The 26,917-nt window shown below is 63.9% G+C and carries 23 protein-coding genes; 13 read left to right on the top strand and 10 right to left on the bottom strand.

Annotated elements, in window-relative coordinates; genetic code table 11:
- Positions 1 to 26: 26 nt before the first annotated feature.
- Positions 27 to 1,493 carry an L-fucose/L-arabinose isomerase family protein gene (locus CXZ10_RS09545; RefSeq protein WP_101288906.1) on the bottom strand — a complete coding sequence of 489 codons (1,467 nt, stop codon included), beginning with the start codon at positions 1,491 to 1,493 and terminating at the stop codon, positions 27 to 29.
- Between the two features lie 343 nt (positions 1,494 to 1,836).
- Between CXZ10_RS09545 and CXZ10_RS09540 the strand changes: the two genes are divergently transcribed.
- The 5 genes from CXZ10_RS09540 to CXZ10_RS09520 all read left to right on the top strand — a co-directional run bounded on the left by CXZ10_RS09540 (position 1,837) and on the right by CXZ10_RS09520 (position 7,426).
- A complete protein-coding gene (locus CXZ10_RS09540; protein ID WP_244617262.1) occupies positions 1,837 to 2,580 on the top strand; it encodes a DeoR/GlpR family DNA-binding transcription regulator in 744 nt (247 codons plus the stop codon).
- Between the two features lie 424 nt (positions 2,581 to 3,004).
- Complete coding sequence (locus CXZ10_RS09535; RefSeq protein ID WP_101288905.1) at positions 3,005 to 3,727, top strand: DUF2291 family protein; 723 nt, start codon at positions 3,005 to 3,007, stop codon at positions 3,725 to 3,727.
- Positions 3,724 to 5,301 carry a sugar ABC transporter ATP-binding protein gene (locus tag CXZ10_RS09530; RefSeq protein ID WP_101288904.1) on the top strand — a complete coding sequence of 526 codons (1,578 nt, stop codon included), beginning with the start codon at positions 3,724 to 3,726 and terminating at the stop codon, positions 5,299 to 5,301. The genes CXZ10_RS09535 and CXZ10_RS09530 overlap by 4 nt, the downstream gene beginning before the upstream one ends.
- Positions 5,302 to 5,303: 2 nt before the next feature.
- The gene (locus CXZ10_RS09525) at positions 5,304 to 6,356 is read left to right on the top strand and encodes an ABC transporter permease (RefSeq protein ID WP_101288903.1); all 1,053 of its coding nucleotides are present in this window, start codon (positions 5,304 to 5,306) and stop codon (positions 6,354 to 6,356) included.
- 122 nt (positions 6,357 to 6,478) lie between these two features.
- Positions 6,479 to 7,426, top strand: a complete 948-nt coding sequence (locus CXZ10_RS09520) for a D-ribose ABC transporter substrate-binding protein (RefSeq protein WP_101288902.1) — start codon at positions 6,479 to 6,481, stop codon at positions 7,424 to 7,426.
- A gap of 126 nt (positions 7,427 to 7,552) precedes the next feature.
- Here CXZ10_RS09520 and CXZ10_RS09515 read toward each other — a convergent pair whose 3' ends face one another.
- The 7 genes from CXZ10_RS09515 to CXZ10_RS09485 form a co-directional block, all read right to left on the bottom strand.
- Positions 7,553 to 8,362 (bottom strand): ABC transporter ATP-binding protein, encoded by an 810-nt coding sequence (locus CXZ10_RS09515; protein ID WP_101288901.1) that lies wholly within the window; start codon positions 8,360 to 8,362, stop codon positions 7,553 to 7,555.
- Positions 8,359 to 9,387 (bottom strand): ABC transporter ATP-binding protein, encoded by a 1,029-nt coding sequence (locus CXZ10_RS09510; protein WP_101288900.1) that lies wholly within the window; start codon positions 9,385 to 9,387, stop codon positions 8,359 to 8,361. Before CXZ10_RS09510 ends, CXZ10_RS09515 begins: the two co-directional genes overlap by 4 nt.
- Positions 9,388 to 9,391: 4 nt before the next feature.
- Positions 9,392 to 10,249 carry an ABC transporter permease gene (locus CXZ10_RS09505; RefSeq protein WP_101289007.1) on the bottom strand — a complete coding sequence of 286 codons (858 nt, stop codon included), beginning with the start codon at positions 10,247 to 10,249 and terminating at the stop codon, positions 9,392 to 9,394.
- A 5-nt stretch (positions 10,250 to 10,254) separates the two neighbouring features.
- Entirely contained in the window at positions 10,255 to 11,247 is a 993-nt protein-coding gene (locus CXZ10_RS09500; protein WP_425298959.1) for an ABC transporter permease, read from the bottom strand.
- A gap of 144 nt (positions 11,248 to 11,391) precedes the next feature.
- Positions 11,392 to 13,284, bottom strand: coding sequence for an ABC transporter substrate-binding protein (locus CXZ10_RS09495; RefSeq protein WP_101288898.1), 1,893 nt, complete (start codon positions 13,282 to 13,284; stop codon positions 11,392 to 11,394).
- Between the two features lie 173 nt (positions 13,285 to 13,457).
- A complete protein-coding gene (gene arfA, locus CXZ10_RS09490) occupies positions 13,458 to 14,966 on the bottom strand; it encodes an arabinosylfuranosidase ArfA (RefSeq protein ID WP_101288897.1) in 1,509 nt (502 codons plus the stop codon).
- A 234-nt stretch (positions 14,967 to 15,200) separates the two neighbouring features.
- Complete coding sequence (locus CXZ10_RS09485) at positions 15,201 to 16,133, bottom strand: ArsR/SmtB family transcription factor (RefSeq protein WP_101288896.1); 933 nt, start codon at positions 16,131 to 16,133, stop codon at positions 15,201 to 15,203.
- 239 nt (positions 16,134 to 16,372) lie between these two features.
- On the opposite strand from CXZ10_RS09485, the gene CXZ10_RS09480 reads away from it, so the two are divergent.
- The 8 genes from CXZ10_RS09480 (at position 16,373) to CXZ10_RS09445 (ending at position 24,605) form a co-directional block, all read left to right on the top strand.
- Positions 16,373 to 17,191 (top strand): pyridoxal phosphatase, encoded by an 819-nt coding sequence (locus CXZ10_RS09480; RefSeq protein ID WP_180335927.1) that lies wholly within the window; start codon positions 16,373 to 16,375, stop codon positions 17,189 to 17,191.
- A gap of 270 nt (positions 17,192 to 17,461) precedes the next feature.
- Positions 17,462 to 19,099, top strand: coding sequence for an ABC transporter substrate-binding protein (locus CXZ10_RS09475; protein WP_101289006.1), 1,638 nt, complete (start codon positions 17,462 to 17,464; stop codon positions 19,097 to 19,099).
- Positions 19,100 to 19,254: 155 nt separating this feature from the next.
- Positions 19,255 to 20,235 carry an ABC transporter permease gene (locus CXZ10_RS09470; RefSeq protein WP_101289005.1) on the top strand — a complete coding sequence of 327 codons (981 nt, stop codon included), beginning with the start codon at positions 19,255 to 19,257 and terminating at the stop codon, positions 20,233 to 20,235.
- Positions 20,232 to 21,164, top strand: a complete 933-nt coding sequence (locus CXZ10_RS09465; RefSeq protein WP_101288894.1) for an ABC transporter permease — start codon at positions 20,232 to 20,234, stop codon at positions 21,162 to 21,164. The genes CXZ10_RS09470 and CXZ10_RS09465 overlap by 4 nt, the downstream gene beginning before the upstream one ends.
- Complete coding sequence (locus CXZ10_RS09460) at positions 21,161 to 21,994, top strand: ABC transporter ATP-binding protein (protein WP_101288893.1); 834 nt, start codon at positions 21,161 to 21,163, stop codon at positions 21,992 to 21,994. Before CXZ10_RS09465 ends, CXZ10_RS09460 begins: the two co-directional genes overlap by 4 nt.
- Entirely contained in the window at positions 21,991 to 22,740 is a 750-nt protein-coding gene (locus CXZ10_RS09455; RefSeq protein WP_244617263.1) for an ABC transporter ATP-binding protein, read from the top strand. Before CXZ10_RS09460 ends, CXZ10_RS09455 begins: the two co-directional genes overlap by 4 nt.
- A 69-nt stretch (positions 22,741 to 22,809) precedes the next feature.
- Positions 22,810 to 23,487 (top strand): DUF2161 domain-containing phosphodiesterase, encoded by a 678-nt coding sequence (locus tag CXZ10_RS09450; RefSeq protein ID WP_101288891.1) that lies wholly within the window; start codon positions 22,810 to 22,812, stop codon positions 23,485 to 23,487.
- 110 nt (positions 23,488 to 23,597) lie between these two features.
- Positions 23,598 to 24,605, top strand: coding sequence for an MBL fold metallo-hydrolase (locus CXZ10_RS09445; RefSeq protein WP_101288890.1), 1,008 nt, complete (start codon positions 23,598 to 23,600; stop codon positions 24,603 to 24,605).
- Here the strand turns inward: CXZ10_RS09445 and CXZ10_RS09440 are convergent, their stop codons facing one another.
- Positions 24,606 to 25,787 (bottom strand): aminotransferase, encoded by a 1,182-nt coding sequence (locus CXZ10_RS09440; RefSeq protein ID WP_101288889.1) that lies wholly within the window; start codon positions 25,785 to 25,787, stop codon positions 24,606 to 24,608.
- A gap of 23 nt (positions 25,788 to 25,810) precedes the next feature.
- Positions 25,811 to 26,764, bottom strand: a complete 954-nt coding sequence (locus tag CXZ10_RS09435; RefSeq protein WP_101289004.1) for a LysR substrate-binding domain-containing protein — start codon at positions 26,762 to 26,764, stop codon at positions 25,811 to 25,813.
- Between the last annotated feature and the right edge of the window lie 153 nt (positions 26,765 to 26,917).

The raw sequence follows: 26,917 nt of genomic DNA, 5'->3' as shown, positions 1-26,917 counted from the left end.
TTCTCCGGGTTGCGGCCGGCGGGCCGTCAACAGAAAGCCTTGAGACCGAGCGTCGGCACGGCCTCGCCGTTGTGGTGGTAGATGGGCAGCTTGAGGTAGCGGCTGACCGCTTCCTCGACGATGCCGGCCACCTGGCCGCGCACCATGGCGACGTGATGCTCGAAGCCGTTCTGCGTCACGACCTTCAGAAGCTGGCGCAGTTTCTTGACCTGGATCACTGCGATGCCGCCGTCCATGCCGTAGGGATCATCGGTGAACTGGCCGTCGCCGACATAGGCCTTGATGGTGGCGTTGAGGTCGTCGGAGGAGAAGCGCAGGAAGCTCATCGGCCCCGCCTTCACCTTGCCCTTGACGGCGCCGAAGCACTTGTCGCGGCCGATGGTCTCGCCGAGCACGTCGAGCTCGCCGATGTTGGGCGTGTCGCCGAAGAAGCTCTTCGGATAGTTGCCGCAGTGGGTGCCGACGCACTTGTCCGGGTCGTAGCCGTAGTTGTTGTTCCAGTCGAGAATGGCGGCTGGCTGGCCGGCGGCCAGCGTCAGCGCGTACATGGACAGCGTGCCGAGCACGTCCACCTCGCAGGCGCTCGGCATCAGCTTCTCGCCCATCATGCTCATGGAAAGGCAGGTGGCGCAGCCGTAGTTGTCCTGCAGCGACCGCCAGCACTGGATCGCCGAGGCGTCACAGTCGGTCTCCCCCATCCATTCGTCGATGGCGATGCCCCACTTGGCCTGCTTCAGCACCTGTTCCGGCCGGATATGGGCGTCGATCTTGCCGTAACCGCCGATGGCCGCCAGCTTCTCCTTGACGCTGGCGGCATTGTCGTCGAGCGCCTTGGCGCGCCCGATGATTTCGGAGAGGTCGACCGGCACCACGGTGACGCCCATCGCCTGGAGAAGCTTCTCCGAATAGCGCATGGTCTGGAAGGGAGCGGTGCGGGCGCCGATGGCACCGATGCGCGCATGGCTGAGGCCGCGCACCGTGCGGCAGACCCGGGAAAAGGCGTCGAGATCGGCACCGAATTCCTCACCGTCGAGGTCCGAGGTATGGCTGGTGGTCTCGGTGAACGGGACGCCGTAGTTATAGAAATTGTTGGCGACCGAGATCTTGCCGCAGAAGGCGTCGCGGCGGCTCTTCACGTCGACTTTGTCGAACTCGTCGTTGCAGGCCTGCAGGAGGATCGGCACGCCGAGATTGGCGGCCATCACCATCTCGATGATGGCGATCTCATCGCCGAAGTTGGCGAGCGAGATGACGAGGCCGTCGATTTCTTCCTTGTGGGCGGCAAAGAAACGGCCATAGAGCTTGGCGTCGTCGCGCGACTGCACGGCTCCATTCACGGTGGCGTCCACCGGCGGCATCAGCGTGCGGATGCCGAGGCGGGCCGCCTGCGCCTCAAGGTCGTTGCGCGCCTTGATGCAGGGTGCGCCATTGAAGAACTGCCGGCTGCCGACCACCAGGCCGAGGGTCACTTCGCGCTTGAACTTGTCCGCCATTCCATCCTCCCGTCGACCGGATTTCCTGCCGACATGAACGAGATTTTCGATTTTTATCGCTTTCTTTCGTTTGATGATGTTTTTGAGGGTGCATTTTGTCAATAGGGTTTTTGCCGTGAGTCGCTAAAGATCGGGGGTTGGAAGGCTTCCTTTGGCTTGCGTCGGCAAAAAGACGTGGCCGTCGGCCAAAAATCGGAGCTATAAGGATCGCAAGAAAGCGAAGGTCTCCATGGCGACAGAATCATCGAATGGTAGCGGAGCCGACTCGGGTCCGGCCGGCAGGCGTGGGACTTCCGCGGCGGAAACCCCCGCTTTCACCGGGCTGCTGGCTGAGCCGCGGCGCATGAAGATTCTCGAATGGCTCCAGGAAGAGGGCAGCGCCCGTGTGCGCGAGCTGTCACAGGCCTTCAAGGTATCGGAGGCCACCATTCGCCAGGATCTGGAGCGGCTCGAACAGGACGGTTACATTCTGCGCGAACATGGCGGCGCCTATCTCAAGACGGTGCAGCAGCAGGTGGGTACCATGTCGCTGCAGCACATCGAGAACATGGACCGCAAGCGGAAGATTGGCGCCAAGGCGGCGTCGCTGGTCAAGAACAACGAGACCATCATTCTCGATGCCGGCTCCACGACCACCGAGATCGCTCAGCGCCTGACGACTCGGGAAAATCTCACCGTGATCACCAACGCGCTGAATATAGCCATTATTCTCGGCGCCATTCCCGGTTATGCCGTGCACATGCCGGGCGGTCAGTTCAAGGCGCCGACCCTGTCGCTCAGCGGCGACAAGTCGGTCGAGTATTTCCGCAACATCTTTGCCTCGAAGCTGTTTCTCGCCACCGCCGGTGTGTCGATCGACGCCGGCCTCACTTATCCGAGCTTCGCCGACCTGCAGCTCAAGGAGGCGATGATCAAGGCGGCCGCCCACGTCTACCTGGTGGCCGACTCCTCCAAGATCAACCGCACCTCCTTCACGCGGCTCGGCAATCTCGACGTCATCCATTCCTTCGTGACCGACGACGGCATCGCCGACAGCGATGCCAAGGAATTCGAGCGCCGCGGTATCGAGCTGATCGTCGCGACCTGACCTGAGCGTCCAAGGAAGTCCGCTTTTCATCGCCGGATGCCGTCTGCGGGCAAGCTTCGTCTCGCTCAAGGGCGATTGCCGGCGGCCATCGTCTTTCTTTCGGCATGGGACGGGTGAGTCAGTCTCTATCTCACGTCAGCCGAGCAGTCGCGGATCCCTTGCCACCTTTCGAATACTATCGACTTTCGTCTAACATATGAGGATCGCAAATCGACCTATCGCGCCGGATAGGTCAGATGCGCGACCAAAGCCTCTTTTTCACCAGCGAAATGAGGAAAAACGCCCGAAAACATGGACGTAGCGGCTTTGATGCCTCACATGCCGACTGTGGGACACGAATGATCCGTTGACAAACGATAAAAAACGAAAATAATCGAAACATAAGGTCCGGGCGAGGAACCTCAGGACCTCAGGGAGGACGAGCATGCCAGATCATGCCCAGTCGCGCTGGCCTTTTGCTGGCGCGGCCAATGGACAGTCATTCGTCGAGTTTGGAGGCGAAGCCGGCGCAAGGCTTTCGAGGCGTCTCGTCGTTGCCGGGCTGCTGGCCATGGCCGTGGCTGGCTGCAAGATCCTGCCAATCCAGAGCGAGACCGAGGCGGCTCAGCAGAAGTTCAATGGCACGGACTATGTGGCCAAGCTTTGGGGCACCGACGTTGTCCCGGTGGTTCGCGACAAGGCTTATCCGATCGAGACGGTGATCGCCGCCATTGAGGCTGGTCTCGACAAGGCCGGCCCCGAGTTCGGTCACCGCCCTGCCGAGGAGGGCAGTCCCTGGAGCTTCGTCGTCAAGGGCACGGCGGTGGTCAAGGAGAAGAACACGACCTCGCGCGCCGGCACCGTGCTGATCGACGTGACGACGCCGAAGGGGCCGGTTCCCGTGACCATCCAGATCGGGCCGGTGATCAAGGGCAACTCGCTGCGCGACGCCATGCCCTTCATCAACTTCCAGAACTTCACCAATCAGCTCGAGTTCGCCGAGGTCGGCCGCGCCTTCAACGGTCGCGTCGTCGCCGAAATCAAGACGGCCGTCGACGCGCTGGCCCCCGGCCAGACGATTGCCTATTCCGGCACCTTCTCGCTCAACTCGGCCACCGACAAGATCCTCCTGACCCCGGTTTTGATCGGCCCCGGAGGCACCCAATGAGCGCGCTGGAACGAGCCGAAGCGCCGGCGGTGATCCTGCGCGCCGAGAAGATGACGCGCATCTTCCCCGGCACCATTGCCCTGGAGAACGTCGACTTCGACGTCTACGAACGCTCGGTCAATGTGCTGATCGGTGAGAATGGCGCCGGCAAATCGACGCTGATGCGCATCCTGGCCGGCGTCGATCAGGCGACGTCCGGCCGCATCCTGATGGGTGGTGAGGAGGTGCAGTTTTCCTCAGTGCTCGACGCGGCCCAAAAAGGCATCGGCATCGTCTTCCAGGAGCTCAATCTCTGCCCCAACCTCACGGTCACCGAGAACATTTTCCTCGGCCGCGACATGACGAGGGGCGGCGTACATATCGACATGCCGCGCCAGCGCCAGCGGGCGAAGGAGTTGCTGGCCCGCCTCGAACATGACATCGACCCGGACACGTTGGTCGATGACCTCCGGATCGGCGAACAGCAGATCGTCGAGATCGCCAAGGCGCTGGCCGACGACGTCAAGGTGCTGATCATGGACGAGCCGACGTCGGCGCTGTCGGCGTCCGAAGTGGAGGTGCTGTTCCGCGTCATCGCCGAGCTGAAGAAATCCGGCGTCGCCATCATCTACATCTCGCACCGCCTCGAGGAGCTCATCCGCATCGGCGACTATTTCACCGTGCTGCGCGACGGCCATTTCCAGGCGAGCGCTCCCAAGGGCGAGGCGACCATCCCCTGGATCATCCGCCAGATGCTCGGCACCTCGGAGTTCGCCAAGCGTCAGCAGCGCGAGGTGAAGGTCGGCGAGCCCGTGCTGTCGGTCCGTAATCTCAAGCTGCCGCGCGTCGGCGGCGGTTACCTCGTCGACGACGTCAGCGTCGATTTCCGGGCCGGCGAGATCGTCGGCATCTACGGCCTTCTCGGCGCCGGCCGCTCGGAACTGTTCGAGAGCCTGTTCGGCCTCAGGGCCGACGCGCGCGGCTTGGTCACCATCGGCAATCAGGGGATAGACCATCTGCCGGTCGCCAAGCGCATCTCCGCCGGACTGTTCCTGGTGCCGGAAGATCGCCAGCGCGACGGCCTCGTGCAGAACCTGACGGTCGGCAAGAACCTGTCGCTCGCCAGCCTCGCCAAGGTCACGAAGTTCTTCACCGTGCAGAACGGCTCGGAAAACAAGGCGATCGACGCCCTGTTCCGCTCGCTGCGCATCAAGGCGCCGTCGCCGGATACGCCCATCACCTCGCTGTCGGGCGGCAATCAGCAGAAGGTGGTGATCGGCAAGAGCCTGATGACCGAACCGAGAGTGCTCCTCCTCGACGAACCCACCCGTGGCATCGACATCGGCGCCAAGGAGGAAGTGTTCCGCACCATGCGCGAGCTCGCCGATCAGGGCCTCGCCGTGGTGTTCGCCACCTCCGACCTCAAGGAAGTGCATGCCGTGTCCGACCGCGTGCTGGTGATGTCGCAGGGGCGGATCACCGCCGACCTGCCCGATCACGAGGCGACCGACGAGATCATCGTCCGCGCTTCCACCAAGGGACACGCCACCCCCGCCCCCGTGTCTGCCCACGACCACCCGGCTCAGGATCAGTGACCATGACCAACACCGTTGCAACACCGGCGGCCGAAGCGCCCAGGGGACAGTCGACGCTGCTTCTTCTGCTCCTGAAGCTCAGGACCTTCATCGCGCTGATCGCCGTCGTCGTCTTCTTCAGCCTGATGGCGCCGAATTTCGTTACGGTCGCCAACGCGGTGATCGTATCCAAGCACGTGGCCATCAACGCCTTCCTGGCCATCGGCATGACCTTCGTCATCCTGACCGGCGGCATCGATCTGTCGGTTGGCGCCATCGTCGGCCTGGTCGGCATGGTGGCCGGCGCCCTGGTGCTCTACGGCATTCCGCTCGAGATGTTCGGCGTGGTGATCTACCCTAACGTCTGGGAAGTGATCGGCATCGCGCTCTTGGTCGGCACCTTCGTCGGCCTCGTCAACGGCCTCTTGATCACCCGCATGCAGGTGGCGCCCTTCATCGCCACGCTGGGCATGCTCTACGTTGCTCGCGGCACGGCGCTCTTGATGTCGGGCGGTTCCACCTTCCCGAACCTGATCGGCAAGCCGGAGTTCGGCAACCAGGGCTTCCCGACGCTCGGCTCGGGCACTATCCTCGGCATTCCCCTGTCGATCTGGCTGTTGCTGGTGGTCGCCGGGATCGCCGCCTATGTCGCCACCAAGACGCCCTTCGGCCGGCAGATCTACGCTGTCGGCGGCAACGAGCGCGCCGCGACGCTGAGCGGCGTCAACGTCAACCGCGTCAAGCTCGCCGTCTACATGGTCTCCGGCTTTTGCGCGGCCATCGCCGGCCTCGTTGTCGCCTCGCAACTCGTCGCGTCGCATCCGGCGTCCGGTGAGACTTTCGAGATGAACGCCATCGCGGCGGCGGTGCTCGGCGGCACCTCGCTATCCGGTGGCCGCGGCACCATCGGCGGCACCATCGTCGGCGCCTTCGTCATCGGCGTGCTCTCCGACGGCTTGGTGATGATGGGCGTTTCCGAGTTCTGGCAGATGGTCATCAAAGGCGTCGTCATCGTCGGCGCGGTCATTCTCGACCAGATGCAGCGCCGCATCGCCCGCAACGCCCGGCTTGGCTGAAAGCTGAACTGAGATTCGGCGCCGGCCGAAACCCCGTCCGGCGTCAACCGCGGCCGTCGTCACCCGGCGTGAACCGCGTCCCGCTGAGAGGTGTGCAGCGGATTTTAGTGGAGGAGAAAGACATGTCGCTTCGCAATACTCTGAGGACGGTTTCCCTCGGCCTTCTGGCCGGCATCGCACTCACCGCCTCTGCTCTTGCCGCCGATGGCAAGCTGATCGTCATCATCACCCCGAGCCATGACAACCCCTTCTTCAAGCAGGAAGCGGTGGGTGCCCAGGCCAAGGCCAAGGAACTCGGCTACGAGGCGGCGATCTACAGCCATGACGACGACGCCAACAAGCAGAACGACCTGATCGATTCGGCCATCGCCCAGAAGGCCGCCGCGATCATCCTCGACAACGCGGGCGCCGACGCCACCGTCGCCGCCGTGCAGAAGGCCAAGGACGCCGGCGTGCCGTCCTTCCTGATCGACCGCGAGATCAACGCCACGGGCATCGCCGTCGCCCAGATCGTTTCCAACAACTATCAGGGCGCTACCCTGGTGGCCGAGAGCTTCGTCGAAGCGATGGGCGAGAAGGGCAACTTCGTCGAGCTAGTCGGCAAGGAATCCGACACCAACGCCGGAGTTCGCTCCAAGGGCTTCCATGACGTGATCGACCAGTATCCCGACATGAAGATGGTCGCCCAGCAGAGCGCCAACTGGAGCCAGACCGAGGCCTTCTCCAAGATGGAATCGATCCTTCAGGCCAACCCCGATATCCAGGGCGTGATCTCCGGCAACGACACCATGGCCATGGGCGCCATGGCCGCTCTCGAGGCCGCCGGCCGCAAGGACGTGCTGGTTGCCGGCTTCGACGGCTCCAACGACGTGCGCGACGCCATCCTCGCCGGCAAGATCCATGCGACCGGCCTGCAGCCGGCCTTCCGTCAGGCCCAGTATGCCGTCGAGCTGGCCGACAAGTATCTCAAGGAAGGCAAGACCGGCCAGCCCGAGAAGATCTCCATGGATTGCGTGCTGATCACCAAGGACAACGCCGCCAAGCTCGATAACTTCGCGCTCAAGGACTGACCTTCCCCCAGGTTCAGGACCTCCCTTCCCGAACCGCGATCATCGAGCAGCAGGCGGGCGCCTCGGCGTCCGCCTGTTTTCTTTGAGCAGCAATCGGGATCTGTCGAGGGGGAGCTGATCCCGCCCTCAGGCGAAGTCGGGTGTCAGCACGGCATTCTTCAGGGCGATCGAGTAGGGATGCTGCGGGTTGTCCAGCACCTCCCGCGCATTGCCTCGCTCGACCACCTCGCCCTTTTTCATGATGATGATGCGGTCGGAGATGTAGTAGGCCGTAGCGAGGTCGTGGGTGATGTAGATGATCGACAGCCCCAGCCGGTCGCGTAGCGAGCTGAACAGGTTGACGATCGACATCCTGAGCGAGGCGTCGACCATCGACACCGGCTCGTCAGCCACCAGCAGGCGCGGATCGGGGATCAACGCCCGTGCAATGGCCGTGCGCTGCAACTGGCCACCGGAGAGTTCGTGCGGGAATCGGCCGCGAACTTCGGCCAGCGTGAGCCCCACCTCCACCAGCGCCCGGTCGACGCGTGCCTCGATCTCCTGTCGTGTCGGCTTGCCGGTGGCCGCCATGAAGTTCGCGGCGGTGGCGAACAGGTAGCGATCGACGCGCTTCAGCGGATTGAAGGCCTCGAATGGGTTTTGCAGCACCGGCTGCACCTTGGCCATGAAGGCGCGGCGATCGGCCCCGCTGCGGATGCTTGCGACGTCGACGCCGTCGAACAGCACGCGGCCTCGCGTCGGCAGTTGCTGGCCGAGCACCATGGCAGCCAACGTCGATTTGCCGGAACCGGATTCTCCCACCACCGACAGGATCTCCGGTCGCTCGGCCTCGATCTGCAGCGAGATGTCCTTCACCGCCTCGATCGAGCGGCGAGACAGCAGTCCGCCCTGCGTGAACGTCTTGCCGACATGATCGATGTCGAGGAGGAGACTCATGACGGTGCTCCGGTAACGGCAAAGCACGCGACGCGATGGCGCGGTGCGATGCTGACGAGGGGAGGCACTTCCTTCGAGCAGACATCCATGGCCAGCGGGCAGCGCGGATGAAATCGGCAGCCGGGGGGCGGATCGGCGAGGCTCGGCGGCCGGCCGGACAGGGAGGCCCGCCGCGTGGTGTCGCCGATCTTCGGTAGCGAGGCGACCAGATGCTGCGTGTAGGGATGGCGGGCGCTACGGAACAGCGTCGGCGTATCCGCCTCCTCCACGAGGCGGCCGGCATAGACGATGCCGACCCGGTCGGACACCGTTGCGTGCACGCTCATGTCATGCGTCACGAACAGGAAGGACGAGCCGAGGTCGCGCTGGATGTCGCGCAGCATGGTGAGAACGTCGCGCTGGACGATGACGTCGAGTGCCGTCGTCGGCTCGTCGGCGACGATGAACTCCGGCGTGCAGACGGTGGCGAGCGCGATGGTGGTTCGCTGGCGCATGCCACCCGACAGTTGATGCGGGTAGCTGTCGAGCACGCCCGGATCGAGATCGAGCTTCCTGAGGTGGTCGCGCACCCGGTCCCAGAAGGTGGCGCGGCCGAGACCCATATGAGGAAAGGCGAAGTCGTAGAAGGAGTGCTTGATCCGGCGGACCGGGTTCAGCACGTTCATCGACCCTTGCATGATGTAGGACAGGTGCCGCCAGCGGATGGCTTGCAGTTCGTCGGGCTTCAGATCGTAGATGTCGTAGGTCTGTCCGCCGAAGTTGAAGCGGACCGTGCCGCCGACCACGTGCAACGGCGGCCGGATGGCGCCGACGATGGTCTTGATCAGCGACGTCTTGCCGGAAGAGGATTCGCCGGCCACCCCATAGACCTCCCCCTTGGCGACGGTGAGGCTGATGTCGTCGACGGCGCGGATGTCGCGATCGATGCCGAAGGCCTTGGTGGTGTAATAGGCCTTCAGCCTTTCAACCGTCAGCGTTGGCTCGACCACAATGTCGGGGCTGCGGAGAAGCGCTTCGGTTTGCATCGGCTCAACTCCCCATCCGGTTCAGGCGGCTTCGCGGATCGATGTATTCGTTCATCGACATGGAGAGCAGGAACAGGCCGATGAACAGCACGATGATGGCCACCACCGGTGCCGCCACCCACCACCAGATGCCCGAGATCAGCGCCGAGTGCGAGTTGGCCCAGTAGATCATCTGGCCCATGGTGGGGGTGTCCACATCGGTGAAGCCGAGCACCGACAGGGTGATCTCCATGCCGATCGACCAGATCATGTTGTTCATGGTGGTGGCGAACACGATCGGCATCACATAGGGCAGATGCTCCTCGACGAGGATCTTGCGCATGCTCATGCCCGAGTAGACGCTCTGCGTGGTGAAGGGCCGTGTCCTGAGACTCATGGCGATCGAGCGGATCAGGCGGGCGTCATAGGACCAGCCAAGCGCCGATAGGATCAGCACCAGCATCAGCCAGTTCATGTCGTCCTTCAGCACGAAATAGAACAGCACGAGGATCGGGAAATGCGGGATCACCATGACCGAGTCATTGATCGCCATCAGCACCCGGTCCACGCGGCCGCCGGCATAGCCGGCCGTCAGCCCGACCACCAGTGAAAGGATACGCGACAGGAAGGCGACGCCGAGGCCGAAGGCGAGCGTGTTTCTGAGCGCGATCATCAGTTGCCAGAAGTTGTCCTGGCCGCGCGACGTGGTGCCGAGCCAGAACTCGGCATCCGGCGGCATGTCAGGCGCAACCACGTAGATGTCGGCGGCCGGATAGGGTGAGAAAAAGGACAGGATGACGGCGCCGATCAACAGCAGCAGGATCGCAAAGCCGACGGCAAACTCGATGTTGTAGCGGATGAGGTCGCGGACGATCGTAAACATGGCCATCACTCCGCCTTGATGCGCGGGTCGAGCAGCGGGCTGAGGATGTCGATCAGGAACACCGCGATGGCGACACCGATGATCGAGAGCGACGCAAGGCCGAGCACCAGGCTGTAGTCGCCCGCATGCACGGCATTGATCAGCAGCGTGCCGATGCCGGGATAGCCGAACACGATCTCGGTGATCACCGTGCCGTTGAAGATGGCGCCGAGCGACATGGCGAGGCCGGTGAGCTGCGGCACCATGGCGTTGCGCACCACGTAGGAGCGGAGAATACGGGTGGAGCCGACGCCGCCGAGTTCGGCGAAGGTAACGTAGTCCTCGGTGACGATGTTGGAGGTCAGCGCCCGCATGCCCGTCAGCCAGGACCCGGCGCCGACCAGGACCAGCGCCATCGCGGGCAGGATCGAGTGGCGGATGATGTCGAGGACGAGGGCGAAGGACAGGTTGAGGTCGGCGTTCATTTCATAGCCGCCGGTGATCGGCAGCACCGGCCAGACGAAGCCGAACAGGATCAGCAGGATGAAGGCCAACACATAATAGGGGATCGGCTGCAGGCCGATCAGGCCGAGGCTGATGATCTTCAGGATGCGGCTCTTGCGGTAGTAGCCGGCGAGCGCGCCGAGCGTGTTGCCGATCGTGAAGGAGATCAGCGTAGCCGAGATCATCAGTCCGACGGTCCAGGGCAGGGCGCGGAAGATGATCTGGGAAACCGGTGTCGGGAAGGCCGACAACGACGGGCCGAAGTCGCCACGGACGAGGCGGGACCAGAAGGTGACATACTGCTCGAAGAGATTGCCCTCGAGCCCGTAGAGCTCGGTCAGCGTCTTTCGCATCAACTCGATCGCTTCGGGGTCCGATTTGCCGAAGTTTGTGATGGCGGTGACCGATTCGGTAACAGGATCGACCGGGGTCATGTGGGTGATGAAGAAGGTCGCGGAAATGCCCAGGAAGACGACCAGCAGCAGCTGGGCGAACCGGCGCGCGACAAAGATCATGTAGGCTGCCACGAGATCCCTAGCTCCGCTTCCAGTGCCGGTGAAGCCGGCAAACCGTTCTGTAAAGCCCGCACGGGCCGAAGTCCGCGCGGACCTTGAAGAAGGGTCGGCGCGCCCCGGAGGAGGTAGGGCGCGCCGCCGTCGTCAGGGTTGCGTCGGCCGGAGCTTGACCATCATCAGACGCGAGTTGCCCCAGTTCGGAACCGGATCGGTGTAGGGATCGTCCGGGAAGGTCGGGTAACCGGTCCAATAGGTGGTGTCCATCGAGGCGAACACGTTGTAGGACATCATCGGAATGGTGGGCATTTCCTTCACCACCAGCTTCAGATACTCCATGCCGTAGTCCACGCCCTTGGGATCGTCGAAGCTGATCCCACGAATGCCCTCGATGATCTTGTCGAGTTCCGGGCTGGACCAGCGCTGCCAGTTGCGGGCCGGCTGGACTTCTCCAGGTTTGGCCACGAAGCTGGAGTGCCAGCTGTCCAGGAAGAACGACAGGTCAGCGTCGCCGCCCCAGGTCTCGACGCTCCAGGCGATGGCGGCATCGAAGTCGCCGGCCTGCATCGGCTGCCAGGGGTTGGTCGTCGGCTCCGCCTTCGCGTCGATGCCGAACTGCTTCCACTGCTGGGTAATCAGCGTGCCCGCACGGGTGAACACCGAGCGCGAGTCGCCTTCGACGGTCAGGCGGATCCGGAAGGGCTGGCCGTCCGGCTGCATCCACTGATCGCCGGCCTTCTTGAAGCCGGCCCTCTCGAGCAGTTCGCCGGCCGCCTTCGGATCAGGCTTCCACCAGCCGTAGCCGAACTGGTTGGAGATGGCCGTCGGGTCGGTCGGGATCTGGTCCTTGAACTTCGGCTGCTTGCGCAGCATGTCGGCGATCTGGGTCGGGATCGTCGGATCATAGGGCTTGATCTTGCTCTTGCCCGTGTCGAGTTCGAAGGTCTTCAGCCACTCGTGCATCGGTGCCTGATAGGTCGGCATCGCCACGCCGGTCGGCGGCACGCCGACGGCCGACAGGGTCGCCGCGCCGCGATAGCTCGCGAGGTCGACGGCCTTGATGTCGATCAGCAGAGCGAGCGCCCAGCGTACATCGGCGTTGTCGAAGGGTGCCTTCTGCGTGTTGAAGATCACGGCCGGCAGGGTCGGATCGGGGTGCGCATAGGGGAAGCCCTTGAACCAGGTGGCCAGCGACTTCGACTGTTCCACGAGCGTGAACATGCCTTCCGGCGTGTTGTCGTGGATGATGTCGAGCTCGTGCTTCAACTGCGCGATGGTCTTCTTGTCCGGCGGGCCGCCGTCCACGTAGGCGGCGTATTTCGGACCGGGCTCGCCAAGCAGGCCGAGCGGTGTCCGCTGCCAGTCCTCACGCTTTTCCCAGATGTACCACTTGCCCTGCGGATCATAGTTCTTGAGCTTGTAGGCGCTGATCGAGATCGGATTGGCGAAGTCGTACTTCAGCGGGTCCTCAACCTTCTCGAACACGTGCTTGGGCATGATCCAGATGGCGTTCCAACGCACCGTGAACAGGGCGTGGAAGCGCGAGTTCGGCTTCTTCAGCTTGAAGACGACGGTGTAGGGATCGGTCGCCTTGACGCTGTCGACGCTGACGGCAAGGAGCGGACTCCATACCATGCCCGGATGGTCGATCTGGGTCTGGACGGTGTAGACGACATCATCAGCCGTGAACTCGACGCCGTCGCTCCAGTACATGCCCTTGCGGAGCTTCACCGTCATCTCGCTGAAGTCGGCGTTGTAGATCGGCTTTTCGGCGGCCAGCGAGTTGTACCAGGGACCGTTGATGCCCTGGTCCGGGTCGATGTACCAGAGGGTGTCCATCGTCAGCTGCTGCAGGCCGGTCGAAAGACCGCCGCCGCCGTTCACCCAGATGTTGAACCAACCCGGATTCTTGACGGTGCCCTCCGGGTTTTCGATGATCACGGTCTCCTTCCGCGGCAGGTTGGAAATGTCCTGCGCCTGGGCCGTGCTGGCCAGAACCACGAGTGCGGCTCCGGCAAGAAATTTTCTCCATAGTCTCATGCGGTATCCTCCCTCAAGAATGTCCATGTTGCACGGCGCGCCCCGAACGGGCGACAGACCGTGTCCTCCAGACCGACGGGATTCTTCTGTCCTCCTTCCGTTGTCCGGCGGGCGCGGCACCGCGCCGGAATGACAAACACCGGCCGCTTTTCCTCCGAAGGCGGCCGGTCGGTTCAAACTGCGAGGCGGATGACGTTGTAGGAAAGCGGCGGCAGCTTGCTTAGGAGCGCCCCGTCCTCCACGACCGTCCCTCCCACCGTCTTCGGCACCACGTTGTCCGGGTTGGCGGCGGAGTTGACGGCGTTGAGGTCAGGGTGGGTCATCTGAATGTGCTCGACGACGCGCGCCGCCGGGAAGCCGTTGAGCGCCGAGGTAAGGTCGAGCGTCTCGGTGAGGTGCCGGTTGACCACGAAGAAGGTGAGGGCATCGCCGCCGGTCGAGCGCACCACCGACACGTCGAGATAAGGCACATCGTTAGCGATGTCGGCATCATAGGTCGGTCCGTCGACGACGGCGCGCAGCGAGGTGCCGCGTCCGTAGAGCGAGGCGAACAGGAACGGATAGTAGATGGTCTGCTTCCAGGCGGGGCCGCCTGTTTCCGTCATGATCGGGGCGATGACGTTGACCAGTTGGGCGATGCAGGCGATCTTCACCCGGTCGGCGCGGCGGATGAAGGTGTTGAGCACGCCGCCCACCTGCAGCACGTCCTCGAAATTGTAGATGTCTTCCAGGAGATGCGGCGCATCCGGCCAGTCGTCGCCTTCGAGGATCTTCTTGTCCTGCTCGTGGCTATGATACCAGACGTTCCACTCGTCGAAGGAAATGGTGACGTTCTTCTTGGAACGCTTCTTCGCCTTGACGTAATCGATGACGCCCGAGACCGTCTGGATATACCGGTCGAGCGTTTCGGTCTTGGCAAGATAGTTCAGCGTGTTGTGTTCCTTGTTGGCAAAATACATGTGCAGCGACAGGTGGTCGATCACGTCGTAGGTGTGGTCGAGAACGGTCGCCTCCCAATCTGGAAAGGTCGGCATGTTGGAGTGCGACGAGCCGCAGACCACAAGCTCAACGGATTTGTCGAACAGGCGCATCGCCTTGCCCGTCTCGTTGGCCAGCTTGCCGTACTCGTCGGCCGACTTGTGTCCGACTTGCCAGGGGCCGTCCATCTCGTTGCCGAGGCACCAGAGCTTGACGTTATGCGGGTCCTTCCAGCCATGCTGGCGGCGCAGGTCGCTCCAGTAGGAGCCGCCGGGATGATTGCAGTACTCGATGAAGTTACGAGCCGCGTCGAGACCGCGCGATCCCAAGTTGACGGCCAGCATCGGCTTGGTGCCGGCCTTCTTGCACCAGTCGACGAACTCGTTGACGCCGATGTGGTTGTTGTCGCGGGTGCGCCAGGCGAGGTCGAGGCGCGTCGGACGGCTTTCCCGCGGGCCGACGCCGTCTTCCCAATTATACGCCGAGACGAAGTTGCCGCCGGGGTAGCGGACATAAGGGGTCTTGGTGGCCCGGACGAGGTCCAGCACGTCGCCGCGGAAGCCGTCGGCATCGGCCGTCGGATGTCCAGGCTCGTAAATGCCGGTGTAGATGGCGCGTCCCAGATGCTCCAGGAAGGAGCTGTAGACGCGGTCGTCGACCTGGGAAATCGTGAAATCCCGGTGGATGGTCACATTCGCTTTCACGTTGGCCCTCGCTGTCCCCATGTATATTATTTTTTATGATACATAACGTGGAGTATGTTTCGCACCATTGGGGTTGTCAATCAGCCGGTCGGGTTCCACGACCAAAGGCTGACGCCGCGTCGGTGATGCCGCCGAAAAAGTGTGTTCCGATCGAGAGCTAAAGAAAATCATGCGATCGCGTTGCACGCTCGCGCATCGCGTCAAAGATATCCGTCAGTTATCAAGAAAAGCCGGCTACTGCGCGGATCTGTACAGGCGCATGATGATATCCTGGTCGTAATTCCCGAAGCCTCGGCCGAAAATGTTGATGCCGCCAGGATGTTTCGCTTCGTCGGAAATGCCGATACGCAGGCGAATGGAGTGATGATTGTCGAGATCGAGATCGCGCAAGGTCACATCGGAAATCTTGATACCGTCGATGAACGTGCCGCGCGTCGAGACGGTCCAGGTCTTGAGCTTGCCGTATTGCGACCCCTCGAGCTTCCACCAGCGTGGCGTATAGACCCCGCGCTTGTCGCCGTAGTCGCCCGGCGACGTCCATGTGCCGACCGACACGTTGTTGACCCAGAGCGTGATGTCGGACGGCCAGTCAGCATTGGTGCCCGGCACCTCCGACGACAGTTCCATCGAGAACTCGACGGCACTGATATCCTCATTCAATATCTTGGCATTGTTGGGAAATTTATACTCGACATAGCCGCGCCCGAACCACAACAGGCCCGCCTGCATGCGGTTGGGGTCGAGAAAGAAGTTTGGCACGTCGAGAAGCCCGATCACGCCGTCGCCCGAGCAGAGGCCGCAGGGCGCACGCACGTCGCAACTGGTATAGAGGCCGATCGGCATCGACACTTCGATCGTCTCGTCACGCGGCAAGTCGGCCGTATCATCGAAACGGATAACGATCTCGTCGTAACGCGCCGAACAGATCTTCTGATGCCCTTTCTTGGCCTTGACCGTTTTGGTTTCGATCAGCTCGGCTTCTTCGAGCGCCTGCACGGACATAGCGACGGTCGATTGCGGCAAGGATAGTGCCGCGCTGATTTCATTGACGTTCATCGGTCCTTTGCCATGCAGGAGGCGCAGGATGTCGAGACGAGTCGGCGAGGATATGCCCTTGAGCGTGGCGTGGCTGTCGGCGGCATGCAGCGTAAGGAAGTTTCTGTTCAATGGGATCACTCGAGGGCAGGCAGTTGCCCTTTCATATCACCGATGCTGATAGAGTCTACGCCAAACTGTCATACGGTTCGGTCCGTTGGTCGAAGTCAGCGCGGCTACGAACAACCCGGCTGGCTGGCGCGACTACGGATCGACAGGTTAGGCTGCGTCGGCTAGGCCGGCCAAATGCCCGCGCCTTGAGAGGCGCTGCCTTCCGTGGCGGCTCGCACCGGCGCGACTTGGAGAACGACATGCCCTACCGGATGATCGCCCTCGACCTCGACGGCACGCTCCTCGATCCGGAAGGGCGCATTCGGCCGAGCACGATCGCCGCGCTTGGAACTGCCAGGGCGCGCGGGCTCGAGGTGGTGCTGGTCACCGGTCGTCATCACTCGGTCACCCGACCGTATTTCGAGGAACTCCGGCTGTCGGGGCCGGCCATCTGCTGCAACGGCACCTATGTCTACGATTTTCCGACGGAGCGCATGGTAAGCGGCGCGCCCTTCGATCCCGCCGACGCGCGACGCCTCGTCGCCTCCTGCCGCCAGCACGGCGTCGACATGCTGGTCTATCTCGATGATGTCATGCTCTACGAGGTGCTGACGCCGCACCTTCGAAAGCTCGGCGCCTGGATCGATGGCCTTTCCACGCGACCAAAACCTGAACTTCGGCAGGTCGCGTCAGTGGAGGCGGTGCTCGAAACCAAGCCGGATGTCTGGAAGTTCGTCGTCACGCATCCCGACGCCGGTCGCCTTGCCGGCTGGTATGCGGAGGCGGAGACCATGCCGGCCTATGGCGTCGAATACTCCTGGCATGACCGTATCGACGTCATGCCGGCCGGCTGCAGCAAGGGTAGCCGCCTTCTCGCCTGGGCCGCCGAGCGCGGCATCGATCCGGCCGATATCGTCGCTTTCGGCGACAACTTCAACGATCTTGCCATGCTGACGGGAGTCGGTCTCGGCATCGCCATGGACAACGCCCCGGATGGGGTCAAGGCGAAGGTGGCCGAGGTGATCGGCGCCAACGACACCGACGCCATTGCCGAGCGAATCGAGAGCCTTCTTGTCTAGGCATCCGCCCAAGGTTGCATACACATTGGGCGTGCCTGCCTGTTGACCACTGGCTGGCCGACATTTACCACTTTCCCTTCCGAAACAACGTCCCCGTCCTGTCGGAAGAGTTGCCGCTGTTCGATTGCCGGGATCGCGCCAGTGCTCGCGCTCCATTGCCGGCAGGGATATGCTGGTCAAGCGACGGCTCAGCGGCCTTCTTTTGGGGGCGCCGGACGACCAAGGTGGAGAAACCACCGGGACTATCAAAAGGGGAATCTTGAGATGAACATGCCTTTCCTGATGAAACATTTGCGATATCTGTCGGCCGGAGCCGCGATGGCCGTCCTCATTGCCAGCGGCGGCCCGTCCTTTGCCGTCACGCCCGCCGATACCCTGGTCGAGGGCTTTGCCATCGACGACATCATTTCCCTAGATCCCGGCGAGGCCTTCGAGCTGTCCGCGGCCGAGGTTACCGGCAACACCTATTCGCTGCTCGTCCGCCTCGATCTCGACGACACCACCAAGGTGAAGGGCGACGTTGCTGAAAGCTGGACCGTCTCCGATGATGGCCTCACCTACACTTTCAAACTGAAGCCCGATCTGAAATTCGCCTCGGGCAACCCGGTCACCGCCGAGGACGTTGCCTTCTCGGTCGAGCGCCTGATCAAGATGGACAAGAGTCCGGCCTTCCTGTTTGGACAGTTCGGCCTTAACGGCGACAACGTGACGGAGAAGGTCAAGGCGGTCGATCCGCTCACCGTCAGCTTCACCGTCGACAAGCCCTACGCGACCTCCTTTGTGCTCAACGTTCTCTCGTCGACAGCCGGTTCCGTGCTCGACAAGAAACTCGTCATGGAGCACGCCAAGGCGGTGACGCCGTCCGAGGAGTACAAGTGGGACACCGACTTCGGCAACGACTGGCTGAAGACCAACTCGGCTGGCTCCGGCCCGTTCAAGGTCGTGACCTGGAAGGCCAACGAAGCCGTCGTCCTCGAACGCAACGACAATTATTTCGGAGAGCTCGCCAAACTGAAGCGGGTGATCTACCGCCACATGAAGGAAAGCGCCGGCCAGCGCCTCGCCCTTGAGAACGGGGATATCGATATCGCCCGCAACCTCGAACCGGGCGATTTCGATGCGGCCGCCGCCAACCCCGATCTCGATACCATCTCGGCGCCAAAGGGCACCGTCTACTACATCTCGCTCAACCAGAAGAACCCGAACCTCGCCAAGCCGGAGGTCATCCAAGCCTTCAAGTACCTCGTCGACTACGATGGCATCGGCGCCACCCTGATCAAGGGCATCGGCGAAATCCACCAGTCCTTCCTGCCGAAAGGTCAGCTCGGCGCCATCGACGACAAGCCCTACAAGTTCGACGTGGCGAAAGCCAAGGAACTGCTCGCCAAGGCCGGTCTCGCCGACGGCTTCACCGTCACCATGGACACCCGCAACACCCAGCCGGTAACCGGCATTGCCGAAAACTTCCAGCAGACGCTCGGTCAGGCGGGCGTCAAGCTGGAAATCATCCCCGGCGACGGCAAGCAGACGCTGACCAAGTATCGCGCCCGTCAGCATGACATGTACATCGGCCAGTGGGGCTCGGACTATTTCGACCCTAACTCCAATGCCGAGACGTTCACCGCCAACCCGGACAACTCCGACGAGGGCAAGGTGAAGACGCTTGCCTGGCGCAATGCCTGGGACCCGAAGGAGCTCGACGCCGAGACCAAGGCCGCCCTTCTCGAGAAGGACGCGGCCAAGCGTGCCGCCATGTACGAGAATCTGCAGCGGAAGGTGCTGGAGAGCGGACCCTTCGTTGTGATCTACCAGCAGATCGAGGTCGCCGCCTACACGGCCAAGCTGAAGGGCTTCAAGCTCGGGCCGTCCTACGACACGAATCTCGTCGCTTCCATCTCCAAGGAATGACCTTGAGCTCCGCCTCCTCCTCTTCGAGGGGGCGGAGCGCCTTCAATCCTTGTCCATGAGGAGCGGTCTGTCCCGTGTCCCATCCAAGTGCCAAGCGAACCGCCGGGCTGCGGCGCAGCCGCGGCATCCTGATCAATGTCGGCCGGTTCGTCGTCATGCTGGCGACCACCTATCTCGGCCTTCTCGCCGTCACCTTCTTCATCGGCCGTGTGGTGCCGATCGATCCGGTGCTGGCCATCGTCGGCGATCGCGCGCCGACCGCCGTCGTCGAGCGCATCCGTGAGGAAATGGGCTTCAACCTGCCTCTCTGGCAGCAGTTCCTCATCTATCTCCGCCAAGCCCTGACCGGTGACTTCGGCACCTCTGTCCTGACGACCAACCCGGTCATGACCGACATCGTCAGGGTCTTTCCGGCGACGCTGGAGCTCGCCACCGTCGGCACGCTGATCGGGGCGGGGCTCGGCGTACCGCTCGGCGTCGTCGCCGCCGTCCGGCGCGGTTCGATCGCCGATCAGATCGTCCGCATCGTTGGGCTCATCGGCTACTCCGTGCCGATCTTCTGGCTGGGCCTGCTGTCGCTGCTGCTGTTCTACGCGAAGCTGAAGTGGGTCGCCTATCCCGGTCGTCTCGACGTCGCCTATGAGTATACCTTCACGCCCATCACCGGCCTCTATCTCGTCGATGCCGCCTGGACCCGGCAGTGGGACGTTCTCTGGGATGCCTTCCGGCACATCATCCTGCCCGGCACGCTGCTCGGCTATTTCTCGCTCGCCTACATCAGCCGCATGACGCGGTCGTTCATGCTGAACGAGCTCGGGCAGGAATACATCGTCGCCGCGCGGGCCAAGGGGCTCAGCGAACGCCGGATCATCTGGTTCCACGCGCTGCGCAATGCCGCCGTGCCGCTCGTCACCGTCATCGCGCTGTCCTATGCCGGCCTCCTCGAAGGGTCTGTGCTGACGGAGACGGTGTTCTCCTGGCCCGGCATCGGCCTCTACATCACCAACTCCCTGCAGAATGCCGACATGAATGCCGTGCTCGGCGGCACCATCGTCATCGGTTCCGTGTTCATCACCATCAACATGCTGTCCGATCTGCTCTACCGGCTGCTCGACCCGAGGACGCGCGCAAAATGACCGATCCCTCGTCTCCGGCGCCGATCAGTTGGCGCGACTGGCTGCTCACCGCCGAGCCGCACTCCCGCCGGCAGGCCAGCCTCGGCCGCGCCTATGTCACCTGGCGGCGCTTTTCCGAGAACCGGCTTGCCGTTACCGGCCTTCTTATCATCCTCGCCCTCGTGCTGGTCGCCATTTTCGCCGATCTCTTGGCACCCCATTCGGCCACCACAGGCAATCTGGCCGGCGCCCGCCTCCTGCCGCCGGGATCGCCGGATTTCCTGCTCGGCACCGACGATCAGGGCCGCGACATCCTGTCCCGTCTGCTGGTCGGTTCGCGCATCACGCTGGCCGTGGTGGCGCTGGTCGCCATCATTGCCGCGCCGGTCGGCCTGTTGATCGGCACCGTCTCCGGCTTTGCCGGTGGCTATGTCGATGCGGTTCTGATGCGCATCACCGACATCTTCCTCGCCTTTCCGAAACTGATCCTGGCGCTGGCTTTCGTGGCGGCACTGGGTCCTGGCATCGAGAACGCGGTGATCGCCATCGCGCTCACCTCCTGGCCGCCTTATGCTCGTCTTGCCCGCGCCGAGACGCTGGGCGTCAGAAACTCCGACTATATCGCCGCCGTTCGCCTGATGGGCGCCTCGCCGGCGCGCATCGTCATCCGCCACATCATGCCGATGTGCCTGTCCTCGCTGATCGTCCGTGTCACGCTCGACATGGCCGGCATCATCCTGACGGCGGCCGGCCTCGGCTTCCTGGGGCTCGGCGCCCAGCCGCCGCTGCCCGAATGGGGGACCATGATCGCCTCGGGCCGCCGCTTCATCCTCGACCAGTGGTGGGTGGCGACCATGCCCGGCATCGCCATCCTCATCGTCAGCCTCGGCTTCAACCTTTTGGGCGACGGCCTGCGCGACGCCCTCGATCCGCGGGAGTCCGGCCGATGATGCCGCTTCTCACCGTCCGCAACCTGTCGGTCACCTATCCCACCCGCACCGGCCTCGTCGAGGCGGTGCGCGGCATCTCCTTCGACCTCGGCCGCGAGCGGCTCGGCATCGTTGGCGAGAGTGGTTCGGGAAAGTCGCAGACCGGCCGCGCCATCATGGGCCTGACGCCGCCGCCCGGTATCGTCAAGGCCGACGCGCTGTCATTCTCCGGCATCGATCTCCTCAAGGCCGGTCCGGCCACCTGGCGCGACATGCGCGGCAGCCGGATGGCGATGATCCTGCAGGACCCGAAGTTTTCGCTCAATCCGGTGATGACCATCGGTCGCCAGATCACCGAGACGCTGCGCCATCACGAGAATGTCACCAAACGCGAGGCGCAGCGTCGCGCCTTGGACATGCTGGAGGCGGTGCAGATCGCCGACCCCGAGCGCGTGTTCGGCCTCTATCCGCATGAGGTATCGGGCGGCATGGGCCAGCGGGCGATGATCGCCATGATGCTGGTCTGCGGGCCGGAACTGCTGATCGCCGACGAGCCGACCTCTGCGCTCGACGTCACGGTCCAGCTCGAGGTGCTCGGCATTCTCGATCGGCTGGTCCGGGACAAGGGCATGGGCCTCGTCTTCATCAGCCATGACCTCCGCCTCGTCTCCTCCTTCTGCGACCGGGTGCTGGTGATGTATGCCGGCCGCATCGTCGAGGAACTGGCCACCGCCGATCTCGGCAGCGCCACGCATCCCTACACGCGCGGCCTTCTCGACTGCACGCCGAAGATCGGCGAGAGCCGGCACCCGCTGCCGGTGCTCGAACGACAGAAGGAGTGGGCGGCGTGACCATCCGCATCGAAAACCTGTCGGTGACTTTCGATGGCTTCAGGGCGTTGAGCTCGGCGAGCATTTCGGTGGACAAGGGCGAATCCTTCGGCCTCGTCGGCGAGAGCGGCTCGGGCAAGTCGACGCTGCTGCGCGCCGTGGCGGGCCTCGCGCCGGTCAGCGGCGGCACCATCGAGGTGAACGGCGAGATGCTGTCGGGCAACAGGCGCAGCCGCGCCTTCCGCCGCGCCGTGCAAATGGTGTTTCAAGACCCCTATGCCTCGCTGCATCCGCGCCAGACCGTCGACCGGCAGCTTCTGGAACCGCTGGCCATCCACGGCATCGGCGACAGCGACAAGCGTATTCTCAAGGCGCTCGATGAGGTTGGCCTCGGCCCGTCCTTCCGGTTCCGTTATCCCCACCAGCTGTCCGGCGGTCAGCGGCAGCGGGTCGCCATAGCCCGTGCGCTGATCGTCGAACCGGAGATCCTGCTGCTCGACGAACCCACCTCGGCGCTAGATGCTTCCGTTCAGGCCGAGGTGCTGAACCTCCTTGAGGAGGTGCGCAGCCGCCACGGCCTCACCTACGTCATGGTCAGCCATGACCTCGGGGTGGTCACTCACATGTGCAGCCGCCTTGCTGTGATGAAGAGCGGCGAGATCGTGGAAACACTCTCTTCGGTCGATCTTGCCGGCAGCCGGATGGTCTCCGATTACACAAGGCGGTTGATGGTGGCGAGCAAGGGCTTCACGCGCGAAGCGGTGTAGCCCACGCTTTCTTTACCGGTGGCGGGCGACGTTCTACCCTTGTTGAGTCGTCCGTTCGGAAACCGTCGCGTGGAAACCGACCTCTACCTGCCCGTCAAACGTCACCTCGAAAGCCTTGGCCTGACCGTCAAGGGCGAGGTGAAGGGCTGTGATCTCGTCGGCCTCTCGGACGGCGAGCCCGAGCTGGTGGTGATCGGCGAGCTCAAGCGCGCCTTCACCCTGGAGCTGGTGTTGCAGGCAGTGGATCGCACGGCGGCGGCCGATGAGGTGTGGCTCGCCGTTGGTGCCTCGAAGCGCGGCCGCGGCCGCGAGGGCGACCCGCGCGTCAGGAAACTCTGCCGCTTTCTCGGCTTCGGCCTGATTGCCGTCACCGCCACCGGCCTCATCGAGGTGATCGTCGAGCCGGCGCCCTGGAAGCCGCGCCGCGATGGCCGGCGCCGCTCGCGCATCGTCGAGGAGTTCCGTCGCCGCCGGGGCGACCCGATGGCGGGTGGCTCGACGCGGCTGCCGCAGATGACCGCCTACCGTCAGCAGGCGCTCGCCGTTGCCCGTGCGCTGCGGGACGGACCACTCAGGCCGCGCGATCTCAAGCCGGTCGCGCCCGACGCCGCGAAAATCCTGCAAGCTGATGTCTACGGCTGGTTCGAGCGGGTCGAGCGCGGCATCTACCGCCTGACCGACGGCGGCAGGGCGGCGCTCGTCGCCTGGGCTGCGTATCTGCCGATTGAAGAGCCAGCCGCAGCCTAGCGCTCACGCCATCGTGTGGCGCCCAAGCCCCCGATGCATATGGCATTTCCGCGCGGCGATGCCATATTGCCTTGACCCGACGCGTTGGAGCACTGGAGCGATCTGCGGCAATGAATCCCTATTACGATCCCGCCAAGACTCACCATACGCCGGACGGCTTTCGTGATCCGGAGTTGGAAGCCGCCCGCGCCACCCTTCGGGACATATGGGCGTGGAAGCGGGAGGCGCGCCGTGAGGGCAAGCCGTACCCGCCGGCAAGCCCGACGCCCAGGGTGGCTCCCAATCTCGCCCGCATCATGGGAACGGAAACCTCGGCCACCTTCATCGGCCATTCCACCGTTCTGCTCCGCATCGGCGGCCTGACGCTGCTCACCGATCCCGTCTTCAGCGAACGCGCCTCACCCTTCAGCTTCCTCGGTCCGAGGCGTTTCGTGCCGCCCGGCATCGCACTCGACGAGTTGCCGCCGGTCGACGTCGTGCTCATTTCCCACGGCCATTACGATCATCTCGACCGGGCCTCGGTGCGCCGCATCAACAAGCGTTTCGGTGGCCGCACGCTCTTCGTCGCCCCGCTGGGTGTCGGCGCGTTGCTCAGGCGCTGGGGTATTTCCAACGTCGTCGAGCTCGACTGGTGGCAGAGCCACCTCTACCATGGCCTTGAGCTGACCTTGACGCCGGCCCGCCACTGGTCGGCGCGCAGCTTCAACGACCGCAACCGTATGCTGTGGGGCGCCTTCGCCATCTTTTCCGAAGGCTTTTCCTGCTATTTTGCCGGTGACAGCGGCTATGGCGCGCATTTCCGCGAAACGCGTGAGCGCCTGGCGACCCACGAGCGCAACGGCGCTTTGTTCGACCTGGCGCTGATGCCGATCGGCGCCTACGAGCCGCGGCGCATCATGAAGGAGCACCACATGAACCCCGAGGAGGCGGTGCTCGCTCATCGGGAAGTCGGGGCGCGGCGGAGCATCGCCATCCACTGGGGCTGCTTCCAGCTCACCGACGAAGCGCTCGACGAGCCGCCGTTGCGGCTGGCCGCCGCGCGGGCTGCGGCCGGCCTCGCCGACACTGACTTCGTCGCCTTGCCGGTCGGCGGCTCCTGGTGGCGCCCCTCGGCGTGATCAAGCGTTGGCAACCGTCCGGAGCTGGTCGAGACGCCCCGGCAGGAGGCCGATGGTAGCCGCCGTCGCGTTGGCAAAGGCAAAGCGCAGGTAGTCGTCTTGCCCTGGTCCGAAATAGCTGCCGGGAACGGTGATCACGCCGGCTCGCCGGGCCAGATCCTCGGCGACACGCGCCGATGCTACGCCGGCAAACGGATGACGCACGAAAGCGAAGTAGGCGCCGACGGCGCCGATCTCCCAGCCGTTCGCTTCGGTGATGGCCGCCTTCAGCGCATTGGCGCGATGGGTGATCTCCGCCCGGTTGGCCTCCCGCCAGAAGCTGAGCCTCGGCAAAGCCTCGGCAATGGCGATCTGGCCGACGCGCGGCGCACAGATCTGCAAGTTGTCCATGATCTTGGCGATCTCGGTCACCACGGCCGGGCTCGCCGTCACCGCGCCCAGCCGGTAGCCGGGCACGCAGAAGCTCTTCGAGAAGGAATAGAGCGAGATGAGCCCGTCGCCCCAGCCGGAGCGCAGGAAGAGGTCGTGCGGCCGCCGCGCCTCGGCCGGCAGAAAATCGCGATAGGTCTCGTCGAGGATCAGCCAGATGCCGCGCCGCCGGCAGAGTTCCAGCAGGTCAGCGAGCAGGTCAGGCGGATAGACGGCGCCGGTCGGGTTGTTGGGCGAGACGATGGCGAAGGCCCGGACGTCGGGCGTGATCGCCTCGTCGAGCGCGTCAAGGTCAGGCAGGAAGCCGGCTTCTGCTGGGCAGTCGACGAGGCCGATGCCGACGCCGAACATGCGTAGCGACGTTTCATGGTTGAAATAGAATGGGTTCGACAGCAACACCCGGCTGCCGGGCTCGGCGACGGCGAGCGCGGCGCAGATGAAGGCCTGGTTGCAGCCGGCGGTGATGTGGATGTTGTCGGCGGCAATCGCCGCGCCATAAAGGGCGCTTTCATCGGCAGCGAGCGCCTCGCGCAGGGCACGGTCGCCTTCGATGGCGCCATAGGCGGCCGTCGACGGATTGGTCGCCGCCGCCCGCAACAGGGCGATCAACTCGGGATGCGGCGGATAGCCCGGCACGGCCTGCGATAGGTCGACCGTCGGGCCGAAGCTGCCGTCATAGGCGCGAGCCCAGGCCTGGACGGACGGAATGGGCGGTGGTGCAAGGTCGGTGACGAGCGGATTGAGGCGCGGCATGTCCGGGGTCCTGTGGCGGCGGGTCAGGGATCGGGCGATGGGCTGGCGGGTCGTCGCGTGGACGATCGCGGCGACAGCCTGGGTTCGGGAAGGGCGCCGTCGTCGAGCGTCGCGAACAGCCAGTCGACGAAGGCCTTGACGATCGGCGCCGAGCGCATCTCGCTGCGGCAGGCGACAAAGAAGCTGTCGTTGGCCGCCACCGAGAGATCGAAGGGCACCACGAGATCGCCGTCGGCGATCAGCCGGGCAGCAGTGATGGTATCGCCCACCGCGACGCCCTGACCATGGACGGCGGCCTCGGTGGACAGGCGGGCATCGCCCAGGAAATGCTGGCGGCCGCGCGGCAGGTCGGCGGCGTCGGCGGCGGTGAGCCAGGTCGACCACTCGTCGCCGCGGTCGCCATGCAACAGCGTGTGATGGCGAAGGTCGCGCACTGAACGCAGCGGACGGCTGGCGATCAGGCTTGGCGAAACCACCGGAAACAGGCGGAGCGGACTCCATAGCCGGCTCCAGCATCCGTCGACGCTGCCGCGACCGTAGAGAATGACGAGGTCGACCTCCGGATCGCCGACGCGCGCCGGGTCGTTGCCGGCCGAGAGATTCAGTGTGATGCCGGGATAGGCGTCGGTGAAGCCGTGAAGGCGCGGCAGCAGCCAGAAGGACAACAGGCCGGCGACGCACATGATGGTCAGCGTGCCGCTCGCCTCCGGCCGCTGCAGGCGGGCCGTTGCCGCCGCGATGTCGCCGAAGGCCTGGGTCACGGCGGGCAGCAGCAAGGCACCCTGCGCCGACAGTCGCATGCGGCGGCTACCGCGCTCGAACAGGGACGACCCCAATGTCTCTTCGAGCGCCCTGATCTGATGGCTGACGGCGCCGTGGGTGACGCCGAGCTCGCGCGCCGCCGCTGACACCGAGCCGCGGCGGGCCGTTGCCTCGAAGGCGCGCAACGAGTTGAGCGGCGGCAGCCGGCTGGGAATTCCCTGTTCGCCCATCGGATCCGTCTGTGAGAAAAATTCACATGCTTGGATAAATCAATGTGAATTGCATTTCAAATGGATTTGCCTTTTGATTGGGCAGACAAGGAGCAGCCAAGCTCCGGGGAGCAGTCTGCGAAGGCGCTCGGTGAATAG

The sequence above is a fragment of the Pleomorphomonas diazotrophica genome (assembly GCF_002844595.1).
GTDB lineage: Bacteria > Pseudomonadota > Alphaproteobacteria > Rhizobiales > Pleomorphomonadaceae > Pleomorphomonas > Pleomorphomonas diazotrophica.
This window is presented reverse-complemented; position numbering and strand designations above follow the sequence as displayed.

Excerpts from the sequence above, each read along its gene's own strand:
- CXZ10_RS09545 (WP_101288906.1), bottom strand. The coding sequence starts at position 1,493 with ATGGCGGACAAGTTCAAGCGCGAAGTGACCCTCGGCCTGGTGGTCGGC.
- CXZ10_RS09540 (WP_244617262.1), top strand. The coding sequence starts at position 1,837 with ATGAAGATTCTCGAATGGCTCCAGGAAGAGGGCAGCGCCCGTGTGCGC.
- CXZ10_RS09535 (WP_101288905.1), top strand. The coding sequence starts at position 3,005 with ATGCCAGATCATGCCCAGTCGCGCTGGCCTTTTGCTGGCGCGGCCAAT.
- CXZ10_RS09530 (WP_101288904.1), top strand. The coding sequence starts at position 3,724 with ATGAGCGCGCTGGAACGAGCCGAAGCGCCGGCGGTGATCCTGCGCGCC.
- CXZ10_RS09525 (WP_101288903.1), top strand. The coding sequence starts at position 5,304 with ATGACCAACACCGTTGCAACACCGGCGGCCGAAGCGCCCAGGGGACAG.
- CXZ10_RS09520 (WP_101288902.1), top strand. The coding sequence starts at position 6,479 with ATGTCGCTTCGCAATACTCTGAGGACGGTTTCCCTCGGCCTTCTGGCC.
- CXZ10_RS09515 (WP_101288901.1), bottom strand. The coding sequence starts at position 8,362 with ATGAGTCTCCTCCTCGACATCGATCATGTCGGCAAGACGTTCACGCAG.
- CXZ10_RS09510 (WP_101288900.1), bottom strand. The coding sequence starts at position 9,387 with ATGCAAACCGAAGCGCTTCTCCGCAGCCCCGACATTGTGGTCGAGCCA.
- CXZ10_RS09505 (WP_101289007.1), bottom strand. The coding sequence starts at position 10,249 with ATGTTTACGATCGTCCGCGACCTCATCCGCTACAACATCGAGTTTGCC.
- CXZ10_RS09500 (WP_425298959.1), bottom strand. The coding sequence starts at position 11,247 with ATGATCTTTGTCGCGCGCCGGTTCGCCCAGCTGCTGCTGGTCGTCTTC.
- CXZ10_RS09495 (WP_101288898.1), bottom strand. The coding sequence starts at position 13,284 with ATGAGACTATGGAGAAAATTTCTTGCCGGAGCCGCACTCGTGGTTCTG.
- CXZ10_RS09480 (WP_180335927.1), top strand. The coding sequence starts at position 16,373 with ATGCCCTACCGGATGATCGCCCTCGACCTCGACGGCACGCTCCTCGAT.
- CXZ10_RS09475 (WP_101289006.1), top strand. The coding sequence starts at position 17,462 with ATGCCTTTCCTGATGAAACATTTGCGATATCTGTCGGCCGGAGCCGCG.
- CXZ10_RS09470 (WP_101289005.1), top strand. The coding sequence starts at position 19,255 with ATGCTGGCGACCACCTATCTCGGCCTTCTCGCCGTCACCTTCTTCATC.
- CXZ10_RS09465 (WP_101288894.1), top strand. The coding sequence starts at position 20,232 with ATGACCGATCCCTCGTCTCCGGCGCCGATCAGTTGGCGCGACTGGCTG.
- CXZ10_RS09460 (WP_101288893.1), top strand. The coding sequence starts at position 21,161 with ATGATGCCGCTTCTCACCGTCCGCAACCTGTCGGTCACCTATCCCACC.
- CXZ10_RS09445 (WP_101288890.1), top strand. The coding sequence starts at position 23,598 with ATGAATCCCTATTACGATCCCGCCAAGACTCACCATACGCCGGACGGC.
- CXZ10_RS09440 (WP_101288889.1), bottom strand. The coding sequence starts at position 25,787 with ATGCCGCGCCTCAATCCGCTCGTCACCGACCTTGCACCACCGCCCATT.